Annotated in this window: 20 protein-coding genes, 2 tRNA genes and 1 other RNA gene; 17 read left to right on the plus strand and 6 right to left on the minus strand. The window is 69.0% G+C overall.

The genetic code is table 11. The annotated features are described in order from the left end of the window. The first annotated feature begins 34 nt into the window (after nt 1–34). The 4 genes from AB0G04_RS00215 (at nt 35) to AB0G04_RS00230 (ending at nt 1,761) form a co-directional block, all read left to right on the plus strand. A complete protein-coding gene (locus AB0G04_RS00215) occupies nt 35–430 on the plus strand; it encodes a hypothetical protein (protein ID WP_360973848.1) in 396 nt (131 codons plus the stop codon). 104 nt (nt 431–534) lie between these two features. Then, nucleotides 535–702 carry a hypothetical protein gene (locus AB0G04_RS00220; RefSeq protein ID WP_360973851.1) on the plus strand — a complete coding sequence of 56 codons (168 nt, stop codon included), beginning with the start codon at nt 535–537 and terminating at the stop codon, nt 700–702. Nucleotides 703–793: 91 nt separating this feature from the next. Then, nucleotides 794–1,318 carry a tRNA adenosine deaminase-associated protein gene (locus AB0G04_RS00225; RefSeq protein ID WP_360973854.1) on the plus strand — a complete coding sequence of 175 codons (525 nt, stop codon included), beginning with the start codon at nt 794–796 and terminating at the stop codon, nt 1,316–1,318. Further along, nucleotides 1,315–1,761 (plus strand): nucleoside deaminase, encoded by a 447-nt coding sequence (locus AB0G04_RS00230; protein ID WP_360973857.1) that lies wholly within the window; start codon nt 1,315–1,317, stop codon nt 1,759–1,761. Before AB0G04_RS00225 ends, AB0G04_RS00230 begins: the two co-directional genes overlap by 4 nt. Before the next feature lie 162 nt (nt 1,762–1,923). On the opposite strand, the gene deoD is transcribed toward AB0G04_RS00230, so the two are convergent. After that, complete coding sequence (deoD, locus tag AB0G04_RS00235) at nt 1,924–2,631, minus strand: purine-nucleoside phosphorylase (protein ID WP_360973860.1); 708 nt, start codon at nt 2,629–2,631, stop codon at nt 1,924–1,926. Nucleotides 2,632–2,746: 115 nt separating this feature from the next. Here deoD and AB0G04_RS00240 point away from each other — a divergent pair. Further along, a tRNA-Ser gene (locus AB0G04_RS00240) sits at nt 2,747–2,836 on the plus strand. 94 nt (nt 2,837–2,930) lie between these two features. Here the strand turns inward: AB0G04_RS00240 and AB0G04_RS00245 are convergent. Beyond that, complete coding sequence (locus AB0G04_RS00245; RefSeq protein WP_360973863.1) at nt 2,931–3,335, minus strand: hypothetical protein; 405 nt, start codon at nt 3,333–3,335, stop codon at nt 2,931–2,933. 539 nt (nt 3,336–3,874) lie between these two features. On the opposite strand from AB0G04_RS00245, the gene AB0G04_RS00250 reads away from it, so the two are divergent. From AB0G04_RS00250 to AB0G04_RS00260, 3 genes are all read left to right on the plus strand, one after another. Then, a complete protein-coding gene (locus AB0G04_RS00250) occupies nt 3,875–4,084 on the plus strand; it encodes a hypothetical protein (protein ID WP_360973866.1) in 210 nt (69 codons plus the stop codon). A gap of 189 nt (nt 4,085–4,273) precedes the next feature. Continuing rightward, nucleotides 4,274–4,615: an STAS domain-containing protein gene (locus AB0G04_RS00255; protein ID WP_360973869.1), complete on the plus strand. Its 342-nt coding sequence runs from the start codon at nt 4,274–4,276 to the stop codon at nt 4,613–4,615. A gap of 216 nt (nt 4,616–4,831) precedes the next feature. Beyond that, complete coding sequence (locus AB0G04_RS00260; protein WP_360973872.1) at nt 4,832–8,149, plus strand: TIR domain-containing protein; 3,318 nt, start codon at nt 4,832–4,834, stop codon at nt 8,147–8,149. A 44-nt stretch (nt 8,150–8,193) separates the two neighbouring features. Here AB0G04_RS00260 and AB0G04_RS00265 read toward each other — a convergent pair whose 3' ends face one another. From AB0G04_RS00265 to AB0G04_RS00275, 3 genes are all read right to left on the minus strand, one after another. After that, on the minus strand, nt 8,194–10,524 hold the full coding sequence (locus tag AB0G04_RS00265; RefSeq protein ID WP_360973875.1) for a hypothetical protein: 2,331 nt from the start codon (nt 10,522–10,524) through the stop codon (nt 8,194–8,196). A 183-nt stretch (nt 10,525–10,707) separates the two neighbouring features. Continuing rightward, nucleotides 10,708–13,137, minus strand: coding sequence for a hypothetical protein (locus AB0G04_RS00270; protein WP_360973878.1), 2,430 nt, complete (start codon nt 13,135–13,137; stop codon nt 10,708–10,710). Between the two features lie 128 nt (nt 13,138–13,265). Beyond that, a tRNA-Ser gene (locus tag AB0G04_RS00275) sits at nt 13,266–13,353 on the minus strand. 84 nt (nt 13,354–13,437) lie between these two features. Here AB0G04_RS00275 and ffs point away from each other — a divergent pair. From ffs to AB0G04_RS00320, 9 genes are all read left to right on the plus strand, one after another. Continuing rightward, nucleotides 13,438–13,533, plus strand: an RNA gene (ffs, locus tag AB0G04_RS00280) — signal recognition particle sRNA small type. A gap of 85 nt (nt 13,534–13,618) precedes the next feature. After that, a complete protein-coding gene (locus AB0G04_RS00285) occupies nt 13,619–17,314 on the plus strand; it encodes a DNA polymerase III subunit gamma and tau (RefSeq protein ID WP_360973881.1) in 3,696 nt (1,231 codons plus the stop codon). 172 nt (nt 17,315–17,486) lie between these two features. After that, nucleotides 17,487–17,786 carry a YbaB/EbfC family nucleoid-associated protein gene (locus AB0G04_RS00290; RefSeq protein ID WP_360976153.1) on the plus strand — a complete coding sequence of 100 codons (300 nt, stop codon included), beginning with the start codon at nt 17,487–17,489 and terminating at the stop codon, nt 17,784–17,786. Nucleotides 17,787–17,789: 3 nt separating this feature from the next. Next, complete coding sequence (gene recR / locus AB0G04_RS00295; RefSeq protein ID WP_360973884.1) at nt 17,790–18,383, plus strand: recombination mediator RecR; 594 nt, start codon at nt 17,790–17,792, stop codon at nt 18,381–18,383. 155 nt (nt 18,384–18,538) lie between these two features. Beyond that, nucleotides 18,539–20,203 (plus strand): ABC transporter substrate-binding protein, encoded by a 1,665-nt coding sequence (locus tag AB0G04_RS00300; RefSeq protein ID WP_360973888.1) that lies wholly within the window; start codon nt 18,539–18,541, stop codon nt 20,201–20,203. A 94-nt stretch (nt 20,204–20,297) separates the two neighbouring features. After that, nucleotides 20,298–21,302 carry an ABC transporter permease gene (locus tag AB0G04_RS00305; protein ID WP_360973891.1) on the plus strand — a complete coding sequence of 335 codons (1,005 nt, stop codon included), beginning with the start codon at nt 20,298–20,300 and terminating at the stop codon, nt 21,300–21,302. Next, nucleotides 21,299–22,252: an ABC transporter permease gene (locus tag AB0G04_RS00310; protein WP_360973894.1), complete on the plus strand. Its 954-nt coding sequence runs from the start codon at nt 21,299–21,301 to the stop codon at nt 22,250–22,252. Before AB0G04_RS00305 ends, AB0G04_RS00310 begins: the two co-directional genes overlap by 4 nt. A gap of 8 nt (nt 22,253–22,260) precedes the next feature. Beyond that, nucleotides 22,261–23,256 (plus strand): ABC transporter ATP-binding protein, encoded by a 996-nt coding sequence (locus tag AB0G04_RS00315; protein ID WP_360973897.1) that lies wholly within the window; start codon nt 22,261–22,263, stop codon nt 23,254–23,256. Beyond that, entirely contained in the window at nt 23,214–24,365 is a 1,152-nt protein-coding gene (locus AB0G04_RS00320) for an oligopeptide/dipeptide ABC transporter ATP-binding protein (protein ID WP_360976156.1), read from the plus strand. Before AB0G04_RS00315 ends, AB0G04_RS00320 begins: the two co-directional genes overlap by 43 nt. 70 nt (nt 24,366–24,435) lie before the next feature. Here AB0G04_RS00320 and AB0G04_RS00325 read toward each other — a convergent pair whose 3' ends face one another. Continuing rightward, on the minus strand, nt 24,436–25,986 hold the full coding sequence (locus AB0G04_RS00325; RefSeq protein ID WP_360973900.1) for a family 20 glycosylhydrolase: 1,551 nt from the start codon (nt 25,984–25,986) through the stop codon (nt 24,436–24,438).

Here is a 25,986-nt window from a genome sequence, read left to right on the forward strand (position 1 = left end):
GGCTGCTGGTAAGAGCTGCGAGGAGGGCCGAGAGATGGCAGACCGGCAGGGTTCGTGGCCCGCTGCGGAGCCGCCGCCACCGGGCTATCTACCGCCCCGTGATCTGCCGCCGCCCCTCTTCAGCGGACCTCCGCCGCGCCCCACGTACCGGGAGCCGCACCCCGTCACGGCCGGTCCGGTGATCAGCGGTCTGGCCGCCACGACGGTGTGGTTCGTGCTGTTCGGCAGTCTGGGCGACGATCTCGGGTCGTACGCCTGGTGGACCGTCGGCGCCGCGATCGTCGCCTGGGCGGTCGCCGCGGTCCTGGCCGTCATCGGCGACCGGGGCGTGGCCGTCGGCGTGGCCGTCGCGAGCGGGCTCGGCCTGTCGGTCGCGCTGCTGGTCACGACCCTCCGCTGGGTCACCACGCAAGACTGGCCGTTGTGGTGATTTTCGCCACCCGACGTGCCCCTTCGGTAGCCCTGAGCACTGGTTCTGCCGACATGCCCATCGACCCTTGACTAACGCCGCGCGGCTGACGCACTCTCGGTCGCATGGCCCCCTCGCCACAACGGCTGGACCCCGATCGCAGCCGTCGCCGCCTCCAGCTGCTCGCGGCCCTGGCCCAGGCGAAATCGACCCGTGAGTCGATACCCTCGCCCCGCCTGCGCAACCTCCGGCTCCGCGAGTTGATCGCGACCCGCCGACGGCCGGTGAACTGACTTCGGTTCCGTCAAGGCGTGGCGCGATGCGCCTGCCGCCGTACCCGCTACCGTCAGGCGCTGAGACATAAGAGTCGCGTTGGGGGAAATCGTGTCGATTTTCGCTGCCGCCGCCGCCCGGGGAAAAAACGGATGGACGGCGTCGGAGCTGGAGCTTTCGGGCCTGGCCGACATCGACGAGGTGGTGGACGCGCTCCGGGATACCGAGCCGGACGCCGACCTCGCACTGCTGTTCGTCGAGAGCGACGACGAGTACCTGGCCGTGTTGCGCCTGGACGAAGGTGAAGATTTACGGGTCTTCGCGTCGGATTCGGCGTTCGCCGGGGAGTCGCGGGTCGGATCGGTGCTGCTCGGCGAGGTGGAGACACCGGCCCTGGAGCTGGACGACCTGGCCGACGGGGCCGAAGCGGCCGACGGCGACGACGGGGACGACAAGCCGGTCGACCCGGACGCCGACCCGATCGGTGACGCCGAACTGCTCGCTGACCTCGGTGTCAGTTCCCAGCGGCTGCTCGCCCTCTGTGGGATGGAGGGGATGCTGCCGTCCGACGTCACCGCCGAGATCTGTCAGAAGATCGGCTGCGGGGACGAGATGGAGGAGCTGCGCGAGGCGTGATCCGCCGGCGACAGCACGAGGAGTGGATGCGGCGGGCGCTCGCCGTCGCATCGACCTCACCCGAGGACGTCCCGGTCGGTGCGGTGATCCTCGGACCCGACGGCACCGAACTGGCGGCCGCCGGGAACGAGAGGGAACTCACCGGCGATCCGACCGGGCACGCCGAGGTCCTGGCGATCCGCCGGGCCGCGGCCGGCCTGCGGACGTGGCGGCTGGAGGGCTGCACTCTCGTGGTCACCCTCGAGCCGTGCACCATGTGTGCCGGTGCCCTCGTGCTGGCCCGCATCTCCACGCTGGTCTTCGGTGCCTGGGAACCGAAGACGGGTGCCGTCGGATCCCTCTGGGACGTGGTCCGTGACACCCGCCTCAACCACCGTCCCGAGGTGTACGCCGGCATCCTCGAACCCGAGTGCGCCGCTCTGATGCGCGGCTTCTTCCGCTAGGCCGTCGATCCCCGGCCGGCCGCCACCGCTGTCTCAGCTGCGCTGAGACACCGCCACCGCCCAGCCGGTCGGGGTGCGGCTGGACGCCACCGCTGTCTCGGAGGGCTTGAGACAGCGGTGGTGTCCAGCTGGGTTCGGGGGGTGTGGTGTGTTCGGCTGGGGTCAGGCGATGGCGGCGTCCAGGCCGATCTCGACCATGTTGGAGAAGCCCTGCTCCCGCTGGGCGGAGTCCATCGCCTCACCGCGCTTGATGTGGTCGCTCACCGTCAGGATGGTGAGCGCCCTGGCCTTGTAGCGGGCGGCGATCGTGTAGATCGCGGCGGATTCCATCTCGACCGCGAGCACGCCGTAGTCGGCGAGGCTGTCGTAGAGGTCGGGGCGATCGGTGTAGAAGGCGTCGGCGGCCAGGATCGGGCCGACCCGCATCGGGACGCCCCTTCTCTCGGCGATGTCGACGGCGGTGCGCAGCAGCCCGAAGTCGGCGACCGGCGCGTAGTCGACCAGCCCGTCGAAACGGGTCCGGTTCATGTTGGAGTCGGTCGCCGAGCCGATCGCGGCGATGACGTCACCCAGGTTCAGGTCCATGGCGAGTGCACCGCAGGAGCCGATCCGGATGAGCGACTTCACCCCGTACTCATTGATCAGTTCGTGGGTGTAGATCGAGGCCGACGGCATCCCCATGCCGGAGCCCTGCACCGAGACCCGGACACCGTTCCAGGTGCCGGTGAAGCCCAGCATTCCCCGGACCTGGGTGTAGCAGACGGCGTCCTTCAAGAACGTCTCCGCGATCCATTTGGCCCGCATCGGGTCACCGGGCAGCAGAACCCGTTCGGCGATGTCGCCCGGCTTGCCGCCGATGTGCACGCTCATCTCAATCCTCCGCTTTCCATGCTCAGACCGTCGATCTTGCCAGGTCAGCGGGGCTGCGCAGGGTTATGGGTGACCCGGCGGCAAAGCCTTCGCAGCGTCCGGTAACGTACTTCCCGGTGGTGTGTCCGAGTGGCCTAAGGAGCACGCCTCGAAAGCGTGTGAGGGTTTACGCCCTCCGCGGGTTCAAATCCCGCCGCCACCGCCATCTTGCAGGACAAACGCCCGGCGACTCTGATGAGTCGCCGGGCCGTTTTGCGTCTGGTCTCAGTTGGGGTCTCTCTTGCGGGCACGCGTCCGGCTCAGACGACGTCTTCGGTCCATCCGTTGGTTGCGGCGTCGTAGGAGATGATCACGCTCTTTCCGGTTGTGTGTTGAAGCGTTCCGATCAGTCCTCGCAGCGCCGTGAACGCCTCCCCTCGGTCGCGGATGTCCCCGGCGAATTCGTGCCACGTTGTATCGGGGGCAGCGCCCGGGGAGGTCAGTCCTCGGATGCTGAGGAGGCCGGCCTGGTGTCCCGGCTGGCCTTCCTTCTGACGGGAGTAGTTGCCGTCCACCACATCGAGGACGGTGACCGTGTCGGCTCGGATGAACAGCCCATCGGTCGTTGCGATCCAGACTCCATCGGTGAGTGCCACAAGGGCATCTTCCTGCTGGATCGGCTGGGACTCAACGTCGCTGTTCGGGAGAGTGCCATAGAAGATCACCGACTCCCCAGCCGCGTCGCCGCAATCTCGTCCGCTTCTGTTCAGGTCCGTTCGCGGCCGGTCTCGAATCCCCTCCGACGCTGGCCGGGCGGCTGTTACGCAGGGTGAAGAACTTTCGCGTACGGTCGTTCTCAGACCTCGACAGCGTGTGCGGGTTTACGCCTTACGTGGGTTCATATCCCGCCGCCACCGCCATCCGAGAGCCCGGTTCATATGGACCGGGCTCTCTGGTCTTCCCGCCCGGGTCTTGTTACTGTGCGTGCCCGGCGCCGGGGTCCACCGTGTGCCGGAGCTGCGACTCGTCCGTTCGGCTGTTCTCCATGATCAGCGCCGGGGATGTAACGGTGGTGTTTCATCGCAGGTCAGAGCCCAGGGCTACGTTCTGTAGTCAGACGTGGACGGCCCTAATACGTAGGGTGTTGCGCAAGTCACGCGGGCCAAATACACCGGATCAGACAATGCGGTTCCGACCGGGCGTCGAACAACTTCTACAGATTCGCCCCACCCAGGTTCGTCGATATCTGTCCTAGATTTGACACGTGAGAGTTGAGCATCACTGGTGGAATGGCGACGTCCGGCTCGGGCGCCGCGACGTCTACGTCCGCACCGACGGCACATCCTGGGAGGTCGAGGCCCAGATGGGCGGCCCCGAGGGTAAGTCGAAGGTGCAGCAGTGTCCCGGCAAGGCGTCAGCGATGATCCTTGCCGACGCGTGGCGCGGTCCACGCTGGCGGTGGCGCGAGCTCTGATGCCGCGCCAGGAGCCCCCTTCAGGCTGCGCCGCACCTGCTTGACTGATCCCGGCCAGCCTCGAAACGGGCCGGACCCCACGTTGGGTCCGGCCCGTTCGTGTTTGTTATGACGCACGTAGTGTCCGATGTGTGGAAATCGTCGGGATCTAGGCTGAATCCCCATCGCACGGGTAGGAAGCCGATCATCATGCACGCAACAGTCACCGAGCACCGGGCCGAAGTCACGGTTCTGCATCTCCGCGGCGAGCTGGACGCGGACACCGCCGGTCAGTTGCATGCCACCCTGGCCGGCCTGCTCGAGAGACCGGTGCCCCGGATCGTGGTGGATCTGACCGGCCTGAAGTTCTGCGACTCGGTCGGCCTGAGCGCCTTCATCACCAGTAAAGAGGTGATCTCTACGCGCGGCGGGTGGCTGAGCTTCGCCGGTGCGAACCCGTTCCTCAGTCAGCTGCTGGAGACGGTCGGCCTGGGGCGCTACTTCGCGATCTTCCCGGAGGTCGACGACGCGATAGCGGCCGCGCGGATATGACAGCGGATCGCGGCCAGATCTGACAGCGGGTCGCGGCGCGAATAGGCGAGGGCCGACCCCGATCGGGAGCCGACCCTCGCCCGCACTGTTTTCAATCCCGACAATAGACCCACCCCACGGAGGGTCGATCGCCGGGGCACAACGAGTGAAGGCCGGCCGGCTCAGGGCCGGTCTTTTCCGGTTTACCGGGCCGGCATGGAGAATCGGTCGGCGTTGATGACCGACAGCAGGGGCCTGAGCATGACTTTCGACGGCTTCATCTCGTACAGCCACGCCGCGGACGGACGGCTCGCGCCGGCCGTACAGCATGGTTTGCATCGTCTGGCAAAGCCGTGGCACCGCCGTCGCGCCTTGTGGATCTTCCGCGATCAGACCGGCCTGTCGGTGACGCCGGCGCTGTGGTCGTCGATTCAGCGGGCGCTGGACGGCTCCGAGTGGTTCGTGCTGCTCGCCTCGCCGACGGCGGCGCAGTCGGCGTGGGTGAACCGCGAGATCGCGCACTGGATCGCGACGAAACCGGCCGACCGGATCCTCCCCGTGGTGACCGACGGCGAATGGCGCTGGGATCCGGTACTCGGCGACCTGTCCGCCGACTCGACGGCCGTACCGGAAGCGTTGCGTGGTGTGTTCGCCGAGGAGCCACTCTTCCTCGATCTGCGCTGGGCGCGCGACGACCATGACCTCAGCCTGCGGCACTCCCGGTTCCGGAACGCGATCGCGCAGCTGGCCGCGCCCATGCACGGGATCAGCAAGGACGAGCTCGAGGGCGAGGACGTACGGCAGTACCGGCGGGCCCGGCGGCTGCGCCGGGTGGCGGTGGCGGCCGTCGCGTTGCTGACCGCGGTGGCCGGGCTGACCGGTGTGCTGGCCGGGCACAACGCCGACCGGGCCACTGCCGCGTCGGTGGAGGCCCGGCATCAGCAGGAGGTCGCCTCGCAGCAGCGCGGCAACGCCGAGCGGTCCGCCGAGGAGGCCCGCCGGCAGGAGGAGAACGCCCGTACGCAGGAGGCGCGGGCCCGCGACGCCACCAACGAGACCAAGCGTCAGGAACAGCGGGCCCGGGAACAGCAGCGCGCGGCCGGGAAGGCCGCGACCGAGGCGAGACGGCAGGAGGCGAACGCGCGCCGCCAGGAGCGGCTGGCGAACCGCGCGCAGAAGCTCGCCGAGGAGCAGCGGGCGGTGGCCCGGGAACAGAGCGAACTGGCGCGGCAGTCGATCCGCGAGACGGCCCGCCAAAAAATCATCGCTGAGCAGCAGCAGTCACTCGCCGGTGAGGCCGCCGCCGAGGCCGAACGTCAGCGGACCATCGCGCGGCAGCAGCAACGGTTCGCCGAGGAGTCCGCCGCGGAGGCCCGGCGCCAGGAGGCCATCGCCCGCGCCAACCAGCGGAAAGCCGAGGAGTCCGCGGAGGAGGCCCGCCGGCAGGAGGAGAACGCCGCGGAACAGAAGCGGATCACCGTCGGACGGCGGCTCCTCAACCAGGCCAAGGCGACGGTCAGCAACGATCCGGAGACGGCGCTGCGACTCGGGATCGCCGCGGAGGCGATGCAGCCCGGCACCGAGACTCGCGCCGAGCTGGCCGGTCTCGTCACGTCCACACGCCGGCTCGGCGCTATCGGCGACGCGAGGACCGTGGCGTACGGCCCCGGCAACGTACTCGCGGTCGTCGAGTCCGAGTTCTCCGCGTCGCTGTGGAACGTCGCCGACCCGGCCCAGCCGGTCCGGCTCGCCGGGCTCGACGACAGCGAGCACTACGTGGGAGACCCCGTCTTCAGCCCGGACGGCCGGACGCTGATCGTGACCGGGGGCCGCGACTTCCGGCCGATCCTCTTCGACGTGTCCGATCCTGCCCATCCGGCGATGCTCGGGATCCTCCCCGAGCCGTTCGCCGCCTGGCTCACCTTCAGCCCCGACGGGCAGACCCTCGCCGTATCCAGCCCCGAGAAGAAATGGAGCCTCTGGGACATGTCCGACCGGACCCGTCCCACCCGGCTCGCCGACCGGACCATGGCGCACGGCGCGCCGATCACGTTCAGCGCCGACGGTCGCACCGTGGTGACGGCCGGCGCACCCGGAACCGTCTGGGACATCACCGACCGGACCGCGCCCACCGAGATCGGCACGCTGGCCGGGGACTGGCGGAGGCTCACCTTCCATCCGGTACGGCCTCTCCTGGTCACCTACGACGGCTCCGGCAACATGGCGTTCTGGCACATGAACAACCGGACGAAACCGCTGCGGTTCAACACGACGGCGGCGCGAGGCTACGACGCGAGATTCAGCGACGACGGCCTGGTCCTCGCCACCAGCGACAGCGACGGCTCGGCGCGCCTCTGGGACATGACCGCGAACGCACCCGTCCACCTGGCAGATCTCGACGACCACAGCGGGTACGCCGAAACGATCGCTTTCAGCCCCGACGGCCGCACCCTGGCCACCGCCGGAATCGTCGGCTCGCTGAGCCTGTGGTCCGTCCGGGCACACGGCGAACCCGAGATCCTCGGTCGCGGCGAGGGCGAGTTCGACCGTGCGCTGAGCGCCGGCATCACACCCGACGGGCAACGCCTGATCACCACCCATTTCCGCGGTACGGCGACCGTGTGGGACCTGTCCGGACCCGCCGGGCCGGTCGAGCGTGCCACCGTGCCCATCCATCCCACCTACATCGACGCGGCCGCGATCAGTCCCGACGGCCGGATCGTCGCCGCGCTCGGGTGGGACAGGAAGCAGCCGCTGACCCTGACCGACGTCAGCGACCCCAGCGCGCCGGTGCCGCTCGGCGGGCTGCCCGCCTCCGGCCGGACACTGGCGTTCAGCCCGGACGGGAGCATCCTGGCGATCGGCAAAGGCTTCGACGTGACCCTGTGGGACCTCGCCGACCCGCGGCGCCCGGTCCCGCTCGCCGACCTGCCGGGCAACGACCTGGTCTGGTCCGTCGCGTTCAGCCCCGACGGGCTCACCGTCGCCGTCAGTACGGGCCGGACCGTGAACCTGTGGAACGTGACCGATCGGTCCGGCCCGGTCGAGCTCGGCACGCTCCAGGGCCACTCCGACCGGGTGCTCACCGTGACGTTCAGTCCCGACGGGCGCACCCTGGCGACCGGCAGCGAGGACAGGACGGCGTCGCTGTGGAACGTCGACGGGCCGCTCCGCCGGCAGGCCATCCTCACCGGCAACCGCGCTGCGGTGTGGTCGGTGGCGTTCACAGCCGACGGCCGTACCCTCGCCACCGGAACCAAGGACGAGACGGTGGCGTTCTGGGACGCGGCCGAACTGTCCGGACCGGTTCGCGTCGCGGTACTTCGGGGTACCGACCTGAGGTCGACGGCCCTGGTCTTCCATCCGGACGGGCGCAGGCTGGCGACCAGCGGCAACTCCAGCAGCATCCGGGCCGTGCTGTGGGACCACTCGGCGCTGAACGCGCTGCGTGCCGACCCGGCTGCGGCCGCCTGCGCGGTCACCGGGCGCGGCTTCACCCAACAGGAGTGGGACTCGTACGTCCCGGAGACGCCGTACCGGCCGACCTGCCCCTGACAAGCCGGAAGGCCGGACCCGCGGGTCCGGCCTTCCGGTCGTCCTCAGTCCAGTCGGGGACCGCACCCGCGACATATCGCGGGGTATTCCCTCTGTGTGCCGGTCATGTGGTCGTTCCAGATCACGTTGACCATCCGCTCGCCACCGGCCGGCATGCCACCGGTCACGATCGCACCGGGTGGCTCGTTGCCGAACCAGCAGTAGGCCCAGTTGTCGTTGCCCTGGGCGCAGAGGCTGCCGCCGCCGGCGGACAGGTTGGTGAAGGGCACCGGCATGGTGGTCGTCGCCACCGGTGTCTGGCTCTGCGCATAGTTGCTGCCCCAACCCCAGCCCCAGCAGTAGACGCGGGAGTCGTTGCCCAGCCCGCAGGTGTAGTTGTAACTGGCCGCCACCTCGGTGAGGGCCGCGCCGCCGGGGATGGTGACCGCCACTGGGCTCAACTGGTTCGCGGTACTGCCGTTGCCGACCTGGGAGTTGCCGTTGAAGCCCCAGCAGTAGGTCTGGCTGTCGCTACCGATGGCGCACGAGTGGTTCTGGCCACTGGTGACCTGGGTGAAGGTCACGCCGGCCGGCATGTCGACGGGCCCGGGACTCAGCTGCCTCACGGTGGATCCGTTGCCCATCGCGCCGTTGAAGCCATGCCCCCAGCAATAGACCTTGGCGTCGTTACCGACCGCACAGGTGTGGGTATGCCCGGCGGCGACCTGGGTGAAGGTGATTCCGGCGGGGGCGTCGACCGCCGTCGGGCTCAGCCGGTTCGTGGTGGTGCCGTCACCCACCTCGCCCTCGGGATTCTGACCCCAGCAGTAGGTCTTGGCATCGCTGCCGCGCCCACAGGTGTGGAAGCCCTGCGTGGTGAGTCCGGTGAGGCTGACCCCTGCCGGCGTGTCGGTCGGCGTCGGAGTCGAGACGTTCGCGGTGCTGCCATTGCCCAGCACGCCGTTGAAGCCGGCGCCCCAGCAGTAGGTCCTGTTGTCGTTGCCGGTCGCACACGTGTGACTGGCTCCGAGAGCGAACTGCGTGAACGTGACCCCGGCGGGAGCATTGACCGGTGTCGGGGTCTGCCGGTTCGTGGTGGTGCCATCGCCCAGCTGACCGGATTCGTTCGGGCCCCAGCAGTACGCCTTCCCGGTCTCGTCCAGTCCGCACATGTGCGAATGGCCGACGATCACCCTGGTGAGCCGGGAACCGGACGGACCGGGCGGAGCCTGTGCCGTCACGACCTCGACCGGGGTGGACTGGTCGATGTTCTCGTTGTTGCCCAGCTGACCGTTGCCGCCCCGGCCCCAGCAGTAGGCGTTGTTGTAGGGGTTGCCGAGTGCGCAGGTGTGGTTGGCGCCGGCGGTGACGCGATAGAAATTCGTCCCGGACGGGGCTTCGACGGTCACCGGAGCGCGCTGTTCCGCGTTCCCGACCCAGCCCCAGCACCACGGCCTGCCGTCATTGCCCATCGCGCAGGAATGGTTGCCGTTGACGGTGAGCTCGGTGAAGATCACCCCAGAAGGCACATTCACCTGTACGGGTGTCAACCGGTTCACGTCGGTGCCGTCACCGAGCTGCCCGTTGTTGTTGAAACCCCAGCACCAGGTCTTGCCGTCGTTGCCGATCGCGCAGGTGTGGCCCGCGCCGCCGGCGAGCCCGGTGAAGATCACACCCACGGGGACGTCGACCTGCACGGGATTCGTCTGGTCCGCCGTCGAGCCGTTGCCGATCGCGCCGTTCTGACCCATGCCCCAGCACCAGGTCTTCGAGTCGTTGCCGATCGCACAGGTATGGGTGTCCCCGGCACTGACCTGCATGAACGTCACACCGGCCGGATTGTTGACCTGTCCCGGCCGGTCCTGAACCGTGAAGGTGCCGTTGCCCAGCTGACCGTTCGGATTCCGGCCCCAGCAGTACGCGTAGCCGTCGTTGCCTGTCGCACACGTATGGTGGCCGGTGGTACTGATCTCGGTGAACAGGGTCCCGCCCGGCATGATGACCTGAGCCGGGGTCCGCCGGTCCAGAGAGGTACCGTCGCCGAGCTTGCCGGCCCAGCCCTGGCCCCAGCAGTAGGCCCTGGAGTCGTTGCCGAGCGCGCAGGTGTGACTCTCACCGAGCGCGAGGTGCGTGAAGAGCACCCCGGGCGGCATCTGTACGGGGACCGGCGCCAACCGGTCGATGGCGTCGCCGTCGCCCAGCTGACCGTTGTTGCCCATGCCCCAGCAGAAGGCCTGTCCGTTGTTGTTCAGACCGCACGTATGGGAATGGCCGGCGACCAGCTGAACGAACTGGGGACCCACCATCTGAGCCGTGGCCATCGTGGCGGGTGCCGCTACGAGCACCACCGCTAGGGATATCGCCGCTGCCACCATCGAGGTAATCCGTTTCGACACACCACCGACCGCACCATGGCCCTCGTAGGCTCTACCGGCCTTGACCTCGGTGTTCACTCCTTTAGGTGGTGTTCGGTGAAAGCCACACATGCCCGCCGGCCGGTGTGCCGCGTCCGTCCCGGCCGCTGATTTGGTGAAGGCCGGACCCGCCGGGCCCGGCCTTCAGTGCTCGGCACGTGCGCCTCAGTGCCGCAACTCCGCCCGCGGTCCGCATCCGCGACAGACCGCCTGGTACTCCCGCGCCGGACCGGTCGGATCCAACCAGGTCACGTTGACCATCCGGTCGCCTCCGCCGACGCCGCTCACGACCTCCACCGGACTCGACCGATCGGTCATCCCGCCGTCGCCGAGCTGGCCGTTTCCGCCGTACCCCCAGCAGTAGGCCTTGCCGTTGTTGCCCAGACCGCAGGTGCGACTGTGCCCGGAGTGCAGCTGGGTGAGGATGACCCCGCCCGGCACGTTGACGGCGACCGGATTCACCTGCTGTGTGATCCCGCCATTGCCGAGCTGGCCGCTGTCACCATTGCCCCAGCAATAGGTCCGGGAATCGTTGCCGATCGCGCAGGTGTGGTTGTTGCCGGGAGCGAGCCCGGTGAAGATCACACCCCCGGGTACGTTGACGGCCACCGGGACCGTCTGGTTCGAGATGCTCCCGTTGCCCAACTGTCCGAAGCCCCCGGCACCCCAGCAGTACGCCTGCGAGTCGTTGCCGAGGGCGCAGGTGTGGGCGTAGCCGGCAACAGGATCGGCGAGCAGCACTCCGGGCGGAGCATTGACCGGTACCGGAGTGAGCTGTTCCGTGGTGGACCCGATGCCGAGCGTCCCGTCCGCGTTGTAGCCCCAACAGTAAATCTTGGAATCGTTGCCTTGCGCACAACTGTGATATCCGCCGGTGGTGATGCGAGTGAAGATCACCCCGGATGGGGTGTCGACCCGTGTCGGTATCGGCGACCCGTTGGTGGAACCGTTGGCCAGCTGTCCGAAGCCGCCTTGGCCCCAGCAGTAGGCCTGAGAATCGTTGCCCAACGCGCATGTGTGGTATCGCCCCGCGGCCACCTGGGTGAATGTCACGCCAAGCGGCACATTGACCGGCGTGGGAGAGAAGCGGTCCTGATCAATGCTGCCGTCGCCCAGTTGCCCGGAGTCGTTCCGTCCCCAGCAGTAGGTCTTGGAGTCGTTGCCGATCGCACAGGTGTGGGTGTCCCCGATCGCGATATCGGTGAAGGCCACTCCCATAGGGCGGTTGACCGGCGCCGGAGTGGAACGGCGCACCGTGCTCCCGTCACCCAGATAGCCGGACTCGTTCTGTCCCCAGCAGTAGGTGCTCGAGTCGTTGCCGATCGCGCAAGAGTGAGAGCTGCCGGTGGCCACCCGCAGGAACTGGACCGGAGAGCCAGGGGAGCCGGAGGCGGGCTGACCGGACAGAACCTCGACCGGATCGGTTCGGTCGGCTGTCTGGTTGTTTCCCAGCTGGCCGACGTTGCCCATGCCCCAGCAGTAGGTCTTGGCATCGTTGCCGATCGCGCAGTTGTGGTTGGCGCCGGTGGAGATCTTGTTGAAGGTCACCCCCGCCGGAGTGCCGACCACCCTTGGAGTGCGTTCGTTCGTCAGAACCCAACCCCAGCAGTAGGCCTTTGTGTCATTGCCCAAGGCACATGTCGTGTTGTAATCAGCGTCGATGTCGGTGACGGTCGTCCCGGCCGGCATAACGACGGCCTCGGGCGTCGGGAAGTTCTCTGCAGTGGAGCCGATACCGAGCTGCCCGCTCGCATTGAAGCCCCAGCAGTACGCCTTGCTGTCGCTACCGAGGCCGCAGGTATGGGCTTGACCGCTGGTCACTTGCGTGAAGGTCACTCCCGGCGGGGCGTTGACAGGTTCGGGGGTGAGTTGGTCCGTCGTCGTGCCGTTACCCATTGCGCCGTAGTAGTTGTAACCCCAGCAGTAGGTCTTGGAATCGGTGCCGAGGCCGCACGTGTGGATGGACCCAGCACTGATCTGAGTGAACGTCACGCCGGCCGGTTTGGTCACCGCTCCGGGGCTGGACCGGTAATGGGTCGTTCCACCGTCGCCCAATTCACCTCTGCCGCCCTGGCCCCAGCAGTACGTGTTCGTGTCGCTGCCGAGCGCGCATGTGTGAACCCCGCCAGCGGATATCTGTGTATACGTGACACCTGGTGGAGGAGTAAGCGGTTGAGGCGTCAACCGGTCGGAGGCGCCGTAGTAGCCCGGCCCCCAGCAGTAGGCCTTGCTGTCGCTGCCCATTGCGCAAGCCTCTCCACCCAGCGTGAGCTTGGAGAAGCTGACGCCGGCCGGAGCCTGGACTGGAACCGGCACCCATTTGTCGGTCGTTCCGCCGTAACCGAGCTTGCCGTTACCGCCGTGGCCCCAGCAGAAGGCGTTCCCGGTGCTGTCCAGCGCACATGCGTAGGAATTGCCGACCTCTACGTCCGTGAACTGGGCACTCGCGATTCGAGCTGTGGCCGCCGCCGGGGATACCACTGCCAGCATTGCCGCTAGGGGTATCGCCGCCGCCACCATCGAGGTAATCCGTTTCGGCACACCACAGACCGCACCATGAACCCAGGCTCTACCGGCATTGACCTTGGTGTTCACACCTTCGGGTGCTCGTCGGCGAAAGCGCTACCTTCCTGGGGACCGCATGCTGCCCCGGCTTCCGGCCCCAGACGCAGTGAAGGCCGGACCCAGCGGGTCCGGCCTTCCACGTCTGCTCTCGCGAGAGCTGGCGGAGGATACGAGATTCGAACTCGTGAGGGTTTTATCCCAACACGCTTTCCAAGCGTGCGCCCTAGGCCTCTAGGCGAATCCTCCGTGCGCCAGGATACAGAGGTCCGCGCCGTCACCGAAGGCAGGGGGCGCATCACACGCGCCTGAGGCCGGCCAGGTATCCTCGACGACAGCCCCTCGTGCGGCGTCATCCTGTGAACCTCCCCAGGGCCGGAAGGCAGCAAGGATAAGCGGGCTCTGACGGGTGCACGAGGGGTCCTTTGCATCCCGGCCCACTTCCGGGGCAACGCCGTTTGTTCTTGTCAGACCCTCGGCGGAGAATGACGCGGTCGTTCAGGAGGTGGCAGGAGTGGCACTCGCCCTCTATCGCAAGTACCGGCCGCGCACCTTCGCCGAGGTCATCGGCCAGGAGCACGTCACGGAGCCGCTGTCGCAGGCTTTGCGCAGCGGGCGGCTCAACCACGCCTATCTCTTCTCCGGGCCACGCGGCTGCGGCAAGACCTCCAGCGCGCGCATCCTGGCCCGGTCGCTCAACTGTGAGCAGGGTCCCACCCCGGATCCGTGCGGGGTGTGCGGGTCCTGCAAGTCGCTGGCCAACGACGGTGGCGGCTCGATCGACGTGATCGAGATCGACGCGGCCAGCCACGGTGGCGTGGACGATGCCCGTGAGCTGCGGGAGAAGGCGTTCTTCGCGCCGGCCAGCAGCCGCTTCAAGATCTATGTGATCGACGAGGCGCACATGGTCTCGTCGGCCGGCTTCAACGCGCTGCTCAAGCTCGTCGAGGAGCCGCCGGACTATGTGAAGTTCATCTTCGCCACCACCGAGCCCGACAAGGTGCTCGGCACGATCCGCTCGCGGACGCACCACTACCCGTTCCGGCTCATCCCGCCCGCGGTCCTCCGGCCGTACGTGCAGCAGCTCGCCGAGTCCGAGGGCGTCACCGTCGAGCCGTCGGTGTACCCGCTCGTGGTGCGCGCCGGCGGCGGCAGTGTCCGGGACAGCCTGTCGATCCTCGACCAGCTGATCGCGGGGTCCGGGCCGGAGGGAGTCACGTACAGCCGGGCCGTCGGTCTGCTCGGCGTCACCGACGTCACCCTGATCGACGAGATGTGCGAGGCGGTGGCCAACGGGGACGGCGCTGCCGCCTACGCCACCATCGACCGGGTCGCCGAAGCCGGTCACGAACCGCGCCGTTTCGCCTCCGACCTGCTGGAACGCTTCCGGGATCTGATCATCCTGCAGCAGGTGCCCGACGCGGTCGCCAAGGGCCTCATCGACGGCCCCGCCGACCAGTTGGAGACGATGGCCGGGCAGGCGCACCAGCTCGGGGCCGCCACCCTGTCCCGTTGTGCGGACATCCTGCACAACGGCCTGGTCGAGATGCGCGGCACGACCGCTCCCCGCCTGCTGCTGGAACTGGTCGCGGCCCGCATGCTGCTGCCCGGCGCGGACGCTTCGACGTCTGCCCTGCTCCAGCGCCTGGAGAGACTCGAACGGGGGGTCACCCTTGCGCCGGTCGACGCCGGCCAGACCCATTCCCCCGATGTACGAGGTGAGCACCCACCCACCGATGCCAGCCCTCTGACCTCCCGCGGCGACGAAGGCGGCCTTGGCGCCGGTCCCGTGGGCGGCGGTCCCGTCAGTGGTGGTCCGGGCGGAGGTGGCAAGGCAGCCGCCATGGCAGCGGCCGCCGCAGCCAGGGCCGCAGCCGGCTCCGGACGTCCCGGCCCGGGTTCGTCCCGTCCCGTCTCGCCCGCAGCTCCGGCCGCCGTAGCCCCGGCTCCTGGCTCGTCGGCCCCGGTGTCGCCTGCTGCTCCGGCTGCCGTGGTTGAGGCTTCTGGCTCGTCGGCTCCGGTGTCGTCCGCTGGTCCGCCGGTCCCGGGTTCGCCGGGTGCTGCGTTCGCTCCGGTTCCGGGTGGCGTGCCGTCGGACGTGGTGACGATGGCGCCGACCTCGTCGGCCGGTGGCACCGCGAATTCGTCCGGATCGGTCGCCTCGGGAGGTCCGGACGCCGCGGCGACCGCGCCGTCGGGCTCAAGGGCCGACGGGGTCGTAGGCCCGCCGGTGAAGGCTTCCGGCTCTCCGGTTCGGCAGGGCGGAAGCGAAGAGCCCGACTGGAACCGGGTCGCCGACGGCGGTGGGTCCATGCCGGTGGATCCCGGCTACTACGACGAGGCACCGCCGTGGGATGAGGAGCCGCCGGAGGACGAGCCGCCCGCGCCGTCCCGTCCGCAGGCCGAGACCCGTCCCGAGATCCGCCTGGTGGAGCGCCGTCCCGATCCCCGTCCGGTGGCGGAGAACCGTCCTGAGGTCCGCCCGGTGGCGGAGAACCGTCCTGAGGTCCGCCCGGCGGAGGGCCATCCCACGCCCCGCCCGGCGGTGGAGAGCCTGGCCGAGGCCCGTCCGGTGGAGGTGGAGAGCCGTTCTGAGGCTCGTCCGGATGACCGGCTGGAACGGGTCCGGACCGCCTGGCAGGTCCTGGGTCAGCAGCAGCCGAGAGTCCGGGCGATGCAGGACTACGGCATCGGCGTCCGGGATCTGGAGGACGACACCATCGTCTTCGCCGCGCCTACGCCGGCACTGATGGAACGCTTCCTGAACTGGCGGGAGGCGATCACCACGGAATTCCGGAAGTCGCCGGGCGGTGATTGGCGGATCCGCTGCGAGGTGGGCACCGCCGGTCCAGCCGGACCTGGTGACAGCCGTGAGCAGCCGGCCGGGCGGGACCAGTCCACCGGACGGAGGCCGGCCGGCGGCGGGGCCGGGCGTCCAGCACCGCAGGCGGGAACAGCGGGCGGCTCGGCACGGAACACCGGTCGCACCGAGTCGCATCCACCGCGACCGCAGCGTGCCCCGGCCGCCGACGCCGACGAGGACTGGCCGGAACCGGCAAGACCCGCTGTCCCCGGTCCGGCTCCGGCCGCAGGGGCGGTCGATGGCGGCTCCGGCTGGTCCGGCACGGCTCGTTCCGCCGGTCCGGCTCCGGCCGCGGGGCCGATCGATGATGCCTCCGGCTGGCCGGAGGCGGCTCACTCCGCCGGTCCGGCTCAGGCGAACGGCGATCCTCGCGGTGCTGCTGGGCAGCCTGCGAGTTCCGCCGTGCGAGACGCCCGGGAGCCGGATCGGCCGAGTCGGGCCGAGAACGATTGGCCTGAGCCTGTTCGGCCCGCGACTGGAACGGGGGGCCCTCCGCGGGGTCGTGACGGGTCCTCGGCGGCCGGTAGCGACGATGGCTGGCCGGAACCTGTCAGGCCTGGCGGCGGCGCTGCGAATGCTGACGATGGCTGGCCCGAGCCGGTCCGCCCCGGTTCCGGTCATGGTGGCCGGGGCGTGGCCGGGCAATCGGGAGTTGGCGGGGCCGGCACGGAGGCTCAGACGGCGGAGAATTCCGTCTGGCCCGAGCCTGCGCGGCCGGGCGCCGGGGCATCCGCGACGACTCCTACGGCCGGGACTTCTGCTTCCGTCGGGACCTTTGCTTCCGCCGGGACGTCGGCTTCGCCCGGAGCTGTTGCTTCCGCCGGGGCGGAGGCTTCCGCCGGGCCAACTCCGGCTGCCGGGACCCCTGCTCCAGCGGCGCCCGGTATGCCCGCCGCGCTTGGTGGCGGTTCCGCGCTCGGCGGGGCGGCGGCTACCGCTCCGCGAGGGGCCGCACCCGCCGCGCCCGCGCGGTCGGCTGCCGCTGAGGCGGCGCGCGCCGCTGCGCGTACCGGAGTCGAGGGGTCCAGTGGGGCGGCGGCCGCGCGGGCCGCACTCGCCAACGCCCGCAGTGGGGTGGCCGCACGGCCTGCCGGAGGCCCGGCTGCCGGCCGGGGAGCCGCGGCGCCGGGCGGATCGGCGCGGTCCTTCTCGGATGCGCCGCCGGTGGAGGAGGCGCCCTACGACCCGGAGTACGACGGTCCGCCCACGGCCTACGAGGGGTTCGACCCCGGAGATGAACCGCTCGACGACGTGATCGACGAGAAGACCGCCCGGCAGAGCGGCGAGGAGCAGGCAATGCAGCTGCTCCGGGCGGCTTTCGGGGCCGAGAAGATAGGCGAGCTCTGATCGGGATCGGTCAGCCGGAGCGGGTGGTGTGTCCGGTGGCGTCCCGGTGGGAATGGAAGGGCCGGCGGCTACGCTGGCGGCGGTAACTTCGAGCGCCGCCTCGAGTTCGACGGTGGACAACGAAACCGATTAGTTGAGGAGCGGTGCCATGCGCCCCGGTGCACAGCCGAACATGCAGCAGATCATGAAGCAGGCGCAGAAGATGCAGCAGCAGGTCGCGCAGGCTCAGGCCGAGCTGGCCGAGGCCGAACTGACCGGCTCTGCCGGCAACGGCCTGGTGACCGTGGTGATCACCGGTCTGGGTGAGTTCAAGTCGGTCAAGATCGACCCGAAGGTGGTCGACGCGGACGACGTGGAGACTCTGGAGGACCTGGTGCTCGCCGCGATCCACAATGCGGCGGAGGCGCAGCGTGAGCTGGCCGAGGAGAAGATGGGTCCGGCAACCGGCGGCTTCTCCCTGCCGGGGTTCTGATCCGTGTACGAGGGTGCCATCCAGGACCTGATCGATGAGCTGGGCCGGCTGCCGGGCGTCGGCCCGAAGTCGGCCCAGCGCATCGCGTTCCACATCCTGTCCGCGGATCCGGCCGATGTGAACCGGCTGGCCGGCGCGTTGCGCAAGGTCAAGGACCTGGTCCGGTTCTGTACCACCTGCTTCAACGTCGCCGAGTCGGAGCAGTGCCGTGTCTGCCGGGACACCCGCCGCACCAACGAGGTGCTGTGTGTGGTGGAGGAACCGAAGGACGTGGTGGCGATCGAGCGCACCGGCGAGTTCCGGGGGCGCTATCACGTGCTCGGTGGAGCCATCAACCCCCTCGAGGGCATCGGACCGGACAATCTACGCATCCGTGAGCTTCTGCACCGGGTCGGGACGGGGGAGGTCAAGGAGCTGATTCTGGCCACCGATCCCAATACCGAGGGGGAGGCCACCGCGACCTATCTGGCTCTTCTGATCAAACCGATGGGTCTCGCGGTGACCCGTCTGGCCAGTGGCCTGCCTGTCGGCGGCGATCTAGAGTACGCCGACGAGATCACCCTGGGGCGTGCTTTCGAAGGACGTCGCGCGGTCTGACGACCCGCGCCGGGGTGGGTACGAAGCGAAGCAGCTTCGTAACAACACGATTGGATACCAACGGCTGCCCGGAAACTTACCGGGCCGTTAATGTCCGTCGCATCGGTGGCACACTCCACCGCGTTGACCACCCCACAAGGCAGAGGTGAAGCACGATGCGTTCATCGAGGCGGAAAGCCGCGATCGCGGTTACCGCAGTCGCTGTTCTGGCAGCCGCTGGCTGCGCCGAGAGTGAGCGTGCCCCCTCCGGCGGTAACACTGCCGTAAAGGACACGCTGGTCTTCGGTGTCGCCGGTGACCCGAAGGTGCTCGACCCGAGCCTCGCCAGCGATGGTGAGTCGCTGCGTGTCGCCCGGCAGATCTTCGAGACGCTGGTCCGCCCCGAGGAGGGTGGCACCAAGGCGTCGCCCGGCCTGGCCGAGAGCTGGACCCCGGACGCCGCCGGTACGACCTGGACGTTCAAGCTCCGGTCCGGCGTGAAGTTCCACGACGGCACCGACTTCAACGCCGAGGCTGTCTGCGCCAACTTCGACCGCTGGTACAACTCGACCGGTCTGATGCAGAGCCCGGACGTCACGCCGTACTGGCAGGACGTCATGGGTGGCTTCGCGAAGAACGAGAACGCGGAGCTGCCGCCGAGCCTCTTCAAGTCCTGCACCGCGAAGGACGCCACCACGGTCGACATGGCGTTCACCCGGGTGACCAGCAAGATCCCGTCGGCGCTGATGCTGCCGTCGTTCTCGATCCACAGCCCGGCGGCTCTCAAGCAGTACGAGGCCTCGAACATCGCCGGCACCGCCGACGACATCAAGTACCCGCCGTACGCGATGGAGCACCCGACCGGCACCGGCCCGTTCAAGTTCAAGAGCTGGGACAAGCCGAACAAGTCGCTGACGATCGAGCGCAACGACGCCTACTGGGGTGACAAGGCGAAGCTGAAGACGGTCGTCTTCCGTACGATCTCCGACGAGAACGCCCGTAAGCAGGCGCTGCGCTCCGGCGACATCCAGGGTTACGACCTGGTCGGCCCGGCCGACGTCGAGCCGCTGAAGACGGAGGGCTTCAACGTCCTCACCCGCCCGGCGTTCAACATCCTGTACATGGCGATCAACCAGAAGGGCAACCCGGCGCTGGCCAAGCCCGAGGTGCGCCAGGCGATCTCGCACGCGATCAACCGTCAGGCCCTGGTCGACTCGAAGCTGCCCCCGGGCGCGAAGGCCGCCAGCCAGTTCATGCCGGACACGGTCGAGGGCTGGAACGCCGACGTCAAGAAGTACGACTACAACGTCGAGGAAGCCAAGAAGCTGCTGACCGCGGCCGGCGTCAGCAACCTGAAGCTGAAGTTCCACTACCCGACCGAGGTCACCCGGCCGTACATGCCGAACCCGAAGGACCTGTACGAGCTGCTCGCCGCCGACCTGAAGGCCATCGGCATCGAGGTCGAGGGCATCCCGCTGAAGTGGAGCCCGGACTACCTCAACGCCACCACCTCCGGCAGCGCGCACGACCTGCACCTGCTCGGCTGGACCGGCGACTACGGCGACGCGTACAACTTCATCGGCACCATGTTCGACCGCCAGAAGGACGAGTGGGGCTTCAACAACCCGCAGCTGTTCGCGCAGTTCAAGGACGCCGACAGCACGGCGGACCAGGCTCAGCGGGTCGAGAAGTACAAGGCTCTGAACGCCGCCGTCGCGGAGTTCGCCCCCGGTGTGCCGATCTCGCACTCGCCGCCGGCGATCGTGTTCGGCAAGGGCCTGACCGGCATCACGCCGAGCCCGCTGACCGACGAGCGGTTCGTGGGAGCCACGTTCCAGTAAGTCACCTTGCGGTACCGCGTTTCTGATCTATCGGCGGGCGGGCGTCATACCCTGACGCCCGCCCGCTGTCGACCTCCCACCTCACGAGGCGGCCTTGATTCGGTTCATCGTGCGACGCCTGCTACAGCTGATTCCTACGCTGTTCGGCCTGTCGATTCTTTTGTTCATCTGGTTGCGCCGGCTGCCCGGCGGCCCGGAGACCGCGATCCTCGGTGAGCGCGGCACTCCGGAGCTGCGCGCGCAGATCCGGGCGAACCTCGGCCTGGACGAGCCGATCCTCGTTCAATACGGCCGTTTCATGCAGCGCATGCTCAAGCTCGACCTGGGTACGTCGATCTCGACGAAGCGCGAGGTCACGACGGAGTTCCTGGAGCGCTTCCCGGGCACTGTCGAGCTCACCATCACCGCGATGATCATCGCGATCGGTCTGGGTATCCCGCTGGGCTATCTCGCGGCTCGTCGCCGCGGCAGCTTCCTGGACAGCGCCTCGGTCGGTGGGTCGCTGATCGGCATCTGTGTGCCGGTCTTCTTCCTGGCGTACGTGCTGAAGGCGATCTTCTCGGAGCAGCTGGGGCTGTTCCCGTCGAGCGGGCGCCAGGATCCGACCCTCGGCGCGACCCGCATCACCAACTTCTTCGTCCTGGACGGGTTGATGACCCGTGAGTGGGACGCCGCCCTGGACGCGCTCTGGCATCTCGTCCTGCCCGGCATTGCGCTGGCCAGCATCCCGTTGGCGATCATCGTCCGGATCACCCGGGCGAGCGTGCTCGAGGTACTGAGCGAGGACTATGTCCGGACGGCCCGGTCGAAGGGCCTGACCGAGCAGACCGTCCGCGGCCGGCACATCCTGCGCAACGCGATGCTGCCGATCGTCACGGTGATCGGCCTGCTCACCGGTGGCCTGCTCTCCGGTGCGGTGCTGACCGAGACGGTGTTCGCGTTCAGCGGTATCGGCGCGTTCCTCTATGAGGGCATCAGCAACCGGGACTACCCGGTCCTGATGGGCTTCATCATGATCATCGCTGTTTTCTACGTCCTGGTGAATCTGCTGGTCGATGTCTCGTACAGCCTGATCGACCCGAGGGTGAGGGTTCGATGAGCACGAAGACTGACAAGATCGACCGGCTGGGCGAACTGTCCGTGGTCAAGCAGGACGAACGTGGCGTGAGCCTGTGGGCCGAAGCGTTCCGGCAGCTGCGCCGTAACCCGGCCGCCATCGTCGGGGCCTCCATCCTGGCCCTCTTCGTGCTCATCTCGATCATCGGGCCGTGGCTGGCGCCGTACTCGCCGACCGACACGATGGGCATCCGCGAGGGTGTGATCAAACCGGGTCTCATCCCGGGTCCGTCGGCCGAGCACTGGCTCGGCTACGACCACCAGGGACGCGACGAGTTCAGCCGGATGCTGGTCGGGGCGCGGCAGACGCTGCTGGTGGGCGTCATCTCCACGCTGATCGGCCTGACCATCGGCGCGCTGATCGGCGGCATCGCCGGCGCGTCGGCCGGCCTCGGCGGCCGGTTCGGGCGTGCGGTCGACGGCGTGCTGATGCGCATCGTCGACATGCTGCTGGCGCTGCCCAGCCTGCTGCTGGCCGTGAGCATCGCGGCGCTGCTCGGCGCCAGCCTGACCACCGTGATGATCGCGGTCGGCATGGTGTCGGTGCCGGTCTTCGCCCGGCTGCTGCGCGGCGCGATGATCGCGCAGTCCGGGAGCGACTACGTGCTCGCCTCGACGTCGCTCGGTGTGAAGAAGTCGAAAATCGCGCTCACCCACATCCTGCCGAACTCGCTGGCCCCGGTCATCGTGCAGGCCACGCTGACGCTGGCCACCGCGATCATCGAGGCCGCCGCCCTGTCCTTCCTCGGCCTGGGCAACCCGGACTCGTCGATCCCGGAGTGGGGCGTCATGCTCGCCGACGCGCAGCAGTACCTCGGCGCCCGTCCCGGCCTGGCGATCTATCCGGCGGTGGGCATCATCATCACCGCGCTCGGGTTCACCCTGCTCGGTGAGGCGATGCGTGAGGCCCTCGACCCGAAACTGCGGAAGTGAGGCCCGCCATGCCTTTGCTTGACGTCAAGGATCTGTCCGTCACGTTCGCCCGGCGCGGTCAGCGCACCGTACGGGCCGTCGACGGGGTGTCGTTCTCGGTGGAGGCCGGGCAGGTCGTCGGCCTCGTCGGCGAGTCCGGTTGTGGCAAGAGCGTCACCTCGCTGGCGCTGATGGGCCTGCTGCCGAAGCAGCGCGGTGTGACGATCGGCGGGTCGGCGATGTTCGCCGACGACACCGATCTGCTCAAGACCGACGAGCGCACCATGCGGGACATCCGCGGCCGGGACATCGCGATGATCTTCCAGGACCCGCTGTCCTCGCTGAATCCGGTGGTGCCGATCGGCGTACAGGTGACGGAGGTTCTGACCCGGCACCGGGGAATGAAGGGTGAAGAGGCCCGCAAGGAGGCCACCGACCTGCTGAACAAGGTCGGAATCCCGGACCCGTCGCGGCGGCTCAAGGAGTACCCGCACCAGCTCTCCGGCGGTATGCGGCAGCGGGCACTGATCGCCATGGCGGTGGCCTGCAAGCCGCGCCTGCTGATCGCGGACGAGCCGACCACCGCGCTGGACGTGACGATCCAGGCGCAGATCCTGGAGCTGCTGCGCAGCCTGGTCCGCGAGTCGGGTACCGCGCTCGTCATGATCACGCACGACCTCGGTGTGGTGGCCGGGATGTGCGACACGGTCAACGTGCTCTACGCCGGCCGGGTCGTCGAGTCGGCCCGCCGCAAGCCGCTGTTCGCCGAGCCCCGGCACCCGTACACGCACGGGCTGCTCGGTTCGGTGCCGCGCCTCGACTCCGGTCGTGGCGAGCGGCTGCACGCGATTCGCGGCTCGGTGCGTGACGTCCTGCCCTGGCCGGACGGCTGCGCCTTCGCCCCGCGGTGCGACCGTCAGGTCGACGCGTGTGTCGGTGAGCCCCCGGCGCTGGTCGAGGGCATTCACCGGCACGCCTACCGCTGTGTCAATCCGGAGCCCGCGACCGCGGAGGTGTCCTCGTGACCGAGGTGCTGGTCGAGGTCGACGACCTCAAAGTGCATTTCCCCATCAAGCGCGGTGCCTTCTTCGACCGGGTGGTCGGACACGTCAAGGCCGTCGACGGGGTGGATCTGCGGATCGAGAAGGGCAAGACGTACGGTCTGGTCGGCGAATCCGGCTGCGGGAAGTCGACGCTGGGCCGGGCCCTGCTGCAGCTGACCAAGCCGACCGGTGGCCAGGTCAGATTCGACGGCACCGAGCTGACGACGCTGCCCGCCAAGCAGCTGCGCTCGATGCGCCGCCGCATGCAGATGATCTTCCAGGACCCGATGTCCAGCCTGGACCCGCGGCAGAACGTCGAGTCGATCCTGACCGAGGGCCTGCAGGCGCACGGCATCGGCGGTGACCGGGCCGAACGACGGAAGATCATCGCGAAGACCCTGGACGCGGTCGGTCTGCCGCAGTGGGCGCTGTCGCGGTACCCGCACGAGTTCTCCGGCGGCCAGCGGCAGCGCATCGGCATCGCCCGCGCCGTGGTGTTCAACCCGGACCTGATCGTCGCCGACGAGCCGGTCTCCGCGCTCGACGTGTCGATCCAGGCGCAGGTGATCAACCTGCTCGGGGACCTGCAGGAGGAACTGGGCCTCACCTACCTGGTGATCGCCCACGACCTGGCGGTCGTCCGGCACATCTCCGACACGGTCGGCGTGATGTACCTGGGCGCCCTGGTCGAGGAGGCGTCCGGTGACGACCTCTATCAGCGGCCCCTGCACCCGTACACCCGGGCCCTGATGTCGGCCGTGCCGGTGCCGGACCCCGAGGTGGAGGACCGGCGGGAACGGATCCTGCTCGCCGGTGACCTGCCGTCGCCGGCGAACCCGCCGTCCGGCTGCCGGTTCCACACCCGGTGCCCGTGGGCGCAGCCGACCCGCTGCGGTGACGAGCGGCCGGCTCTGCGGATCATCGGCACCTCCACCCACCGGGTGGCCTGCCACTGGGTGGAGCAGATCGAGTCCGGTGAGATCCGCCCGCACGCGGTGAAGGCCGAGATCACCGCGGACGGCGCCGGGGCGATGGAGGCCCACGGCGCCCTGGAGACCGCGCTCGAGACGCCGGGCGGCCCGGTCGTCTGAGTTCGGCGCAAGCGCATACGGGCCGTCCCCTTCCGGGGGCGGCCCGTATTTCTGTCCGGCCGCTGAGGCTTCACGACCAGCGGATCTGCGGCGACCGGTGGAACCCGACGCCCTGCCGGGCCCAGCGCGGGCCGTACGACCCGAGCCGCGCCCTGAACGACTCCCAGTCGTGGCTCGCCTGCGGGGACCAGCCCAGCTCGGCGAGGGCGACCAGGCGGGGGAAGGCCAGGAACTCGATGTCGGCGCGGTCGCGAAGCGTCTCGGACCAGAGCGGCGCCTCGACACCCAGGACCGCGGTCGCCGGCACACCTGCGAGCAGCCGGTCCGGGTTCCAGTCATAGGCCGTCCGCACCTCGATCGCCCCGGCCCAGTCCAGGCCGCCGGGCGTGAGGCTGTCGTACTTCATGTCGAGGTAGGCACGGTTCGCCGGGGACATCACCACCTTCGCGCCGGCGGCGACGGCCGTGGTCACCGACGGGTTCGCACGCTCACGGCCCCAGAACTGCAGCACCGCGTCCCCGGCCGCCGGGGACTGACCGATCTCGTGCCAGCCGTACGGAATCTTGCCGTACTTGCGGACCAGCGGAAGGACCCGCCGCTGGAATGCCAGGTAGCTACCGTGCGGGGTCGCGAACGTCTCGTCCCCGCCGACGTGGAGGTACGGTCCCGGCGTCATCTCGGCCAGCTCGCGGATCACGTCCTCGACGAACCGGTACGTGTTCTCCTCCCGGACGCAGAGCGAGCTGTAGCCGACCCGCATGTCGGTACGCGGGCGCGGAGCCACCCCGTCACACGTCAGCTCCGGATAGGCGACCTGGGCGGCGTTCACGTGACCGGGCATGTCGATCTCGGGGATGATCGTGACGTACCGCTCGGCGGCGTACCGGACCAGCTCACGGTAGTCGTCCTTGGTCAGGAACCCGCCGCCGTCGCCGCCCACGCCGGTCCCGGGCGCGCCACCCACCTCGGTCAGTCCCGGCCAGCTGTCGATCTGAACGCGCCAGCCCTGGTCGTCGCTCAGATGCAGGTGCAGGTAGTTGATCTTGAATCGGCTGATCTGGTCGATGTAGGCGCGCACCTCGGCCGGGGTGTGGAAGTGCCGGGCCAGGTCGAGCATGGCCCCGCGGAAGGCGTACCGGGGCCGGTCGGTTATCCGGCCGCCGGGCAGCGACCACCGCTGCCGTTGCGGGTTCTTCGCCTCGATCGCCGGCGGCAGCAGCTGGCGCAGCGTCTGCACCCCGAAGAACAGCCCGGCCGGCTCACTGGCCCGCAGGTCGACCCCGTCAGGACGGATGTCGAGCCGGTAGCCCTCGTCCGGGTGCCCGGGCTCCAGGGCCAGAGCGATCGCCCGGCCACCGGTCTCGGCCACCGGCATGTCGAACCCGGTCGCCGGACGGAGAACCGCGGCGAGCGACCCGGCGGCGGCGGTCGCGGCGCCGGACGCGGTGATCACGGTGTCCTCGGTGAGGTGGAAGTCCGCCCCCCGCACCGGCACGGCCTCGGCCACCGCGGGCAGCACATCGGTCAGGCGGATCCCCGAGCGGCCGGGCTGTGCACCGGCCGAGGCGGTGACCAGTGGCAGGACCAGGAGCAGGGCGATGGCCGAGCGGAGCAGACGCAC

Origin of the sequence: Actinoplanes sp. NPDC023801 (genome assembly GCF_040639655.1) — a bacterium.
Taxonomy (GTDB): Bacteria; Actinomycetota; Actinomycetes; order Mycobacteriales; family Micromonosporaceae; genus Actinoplanes.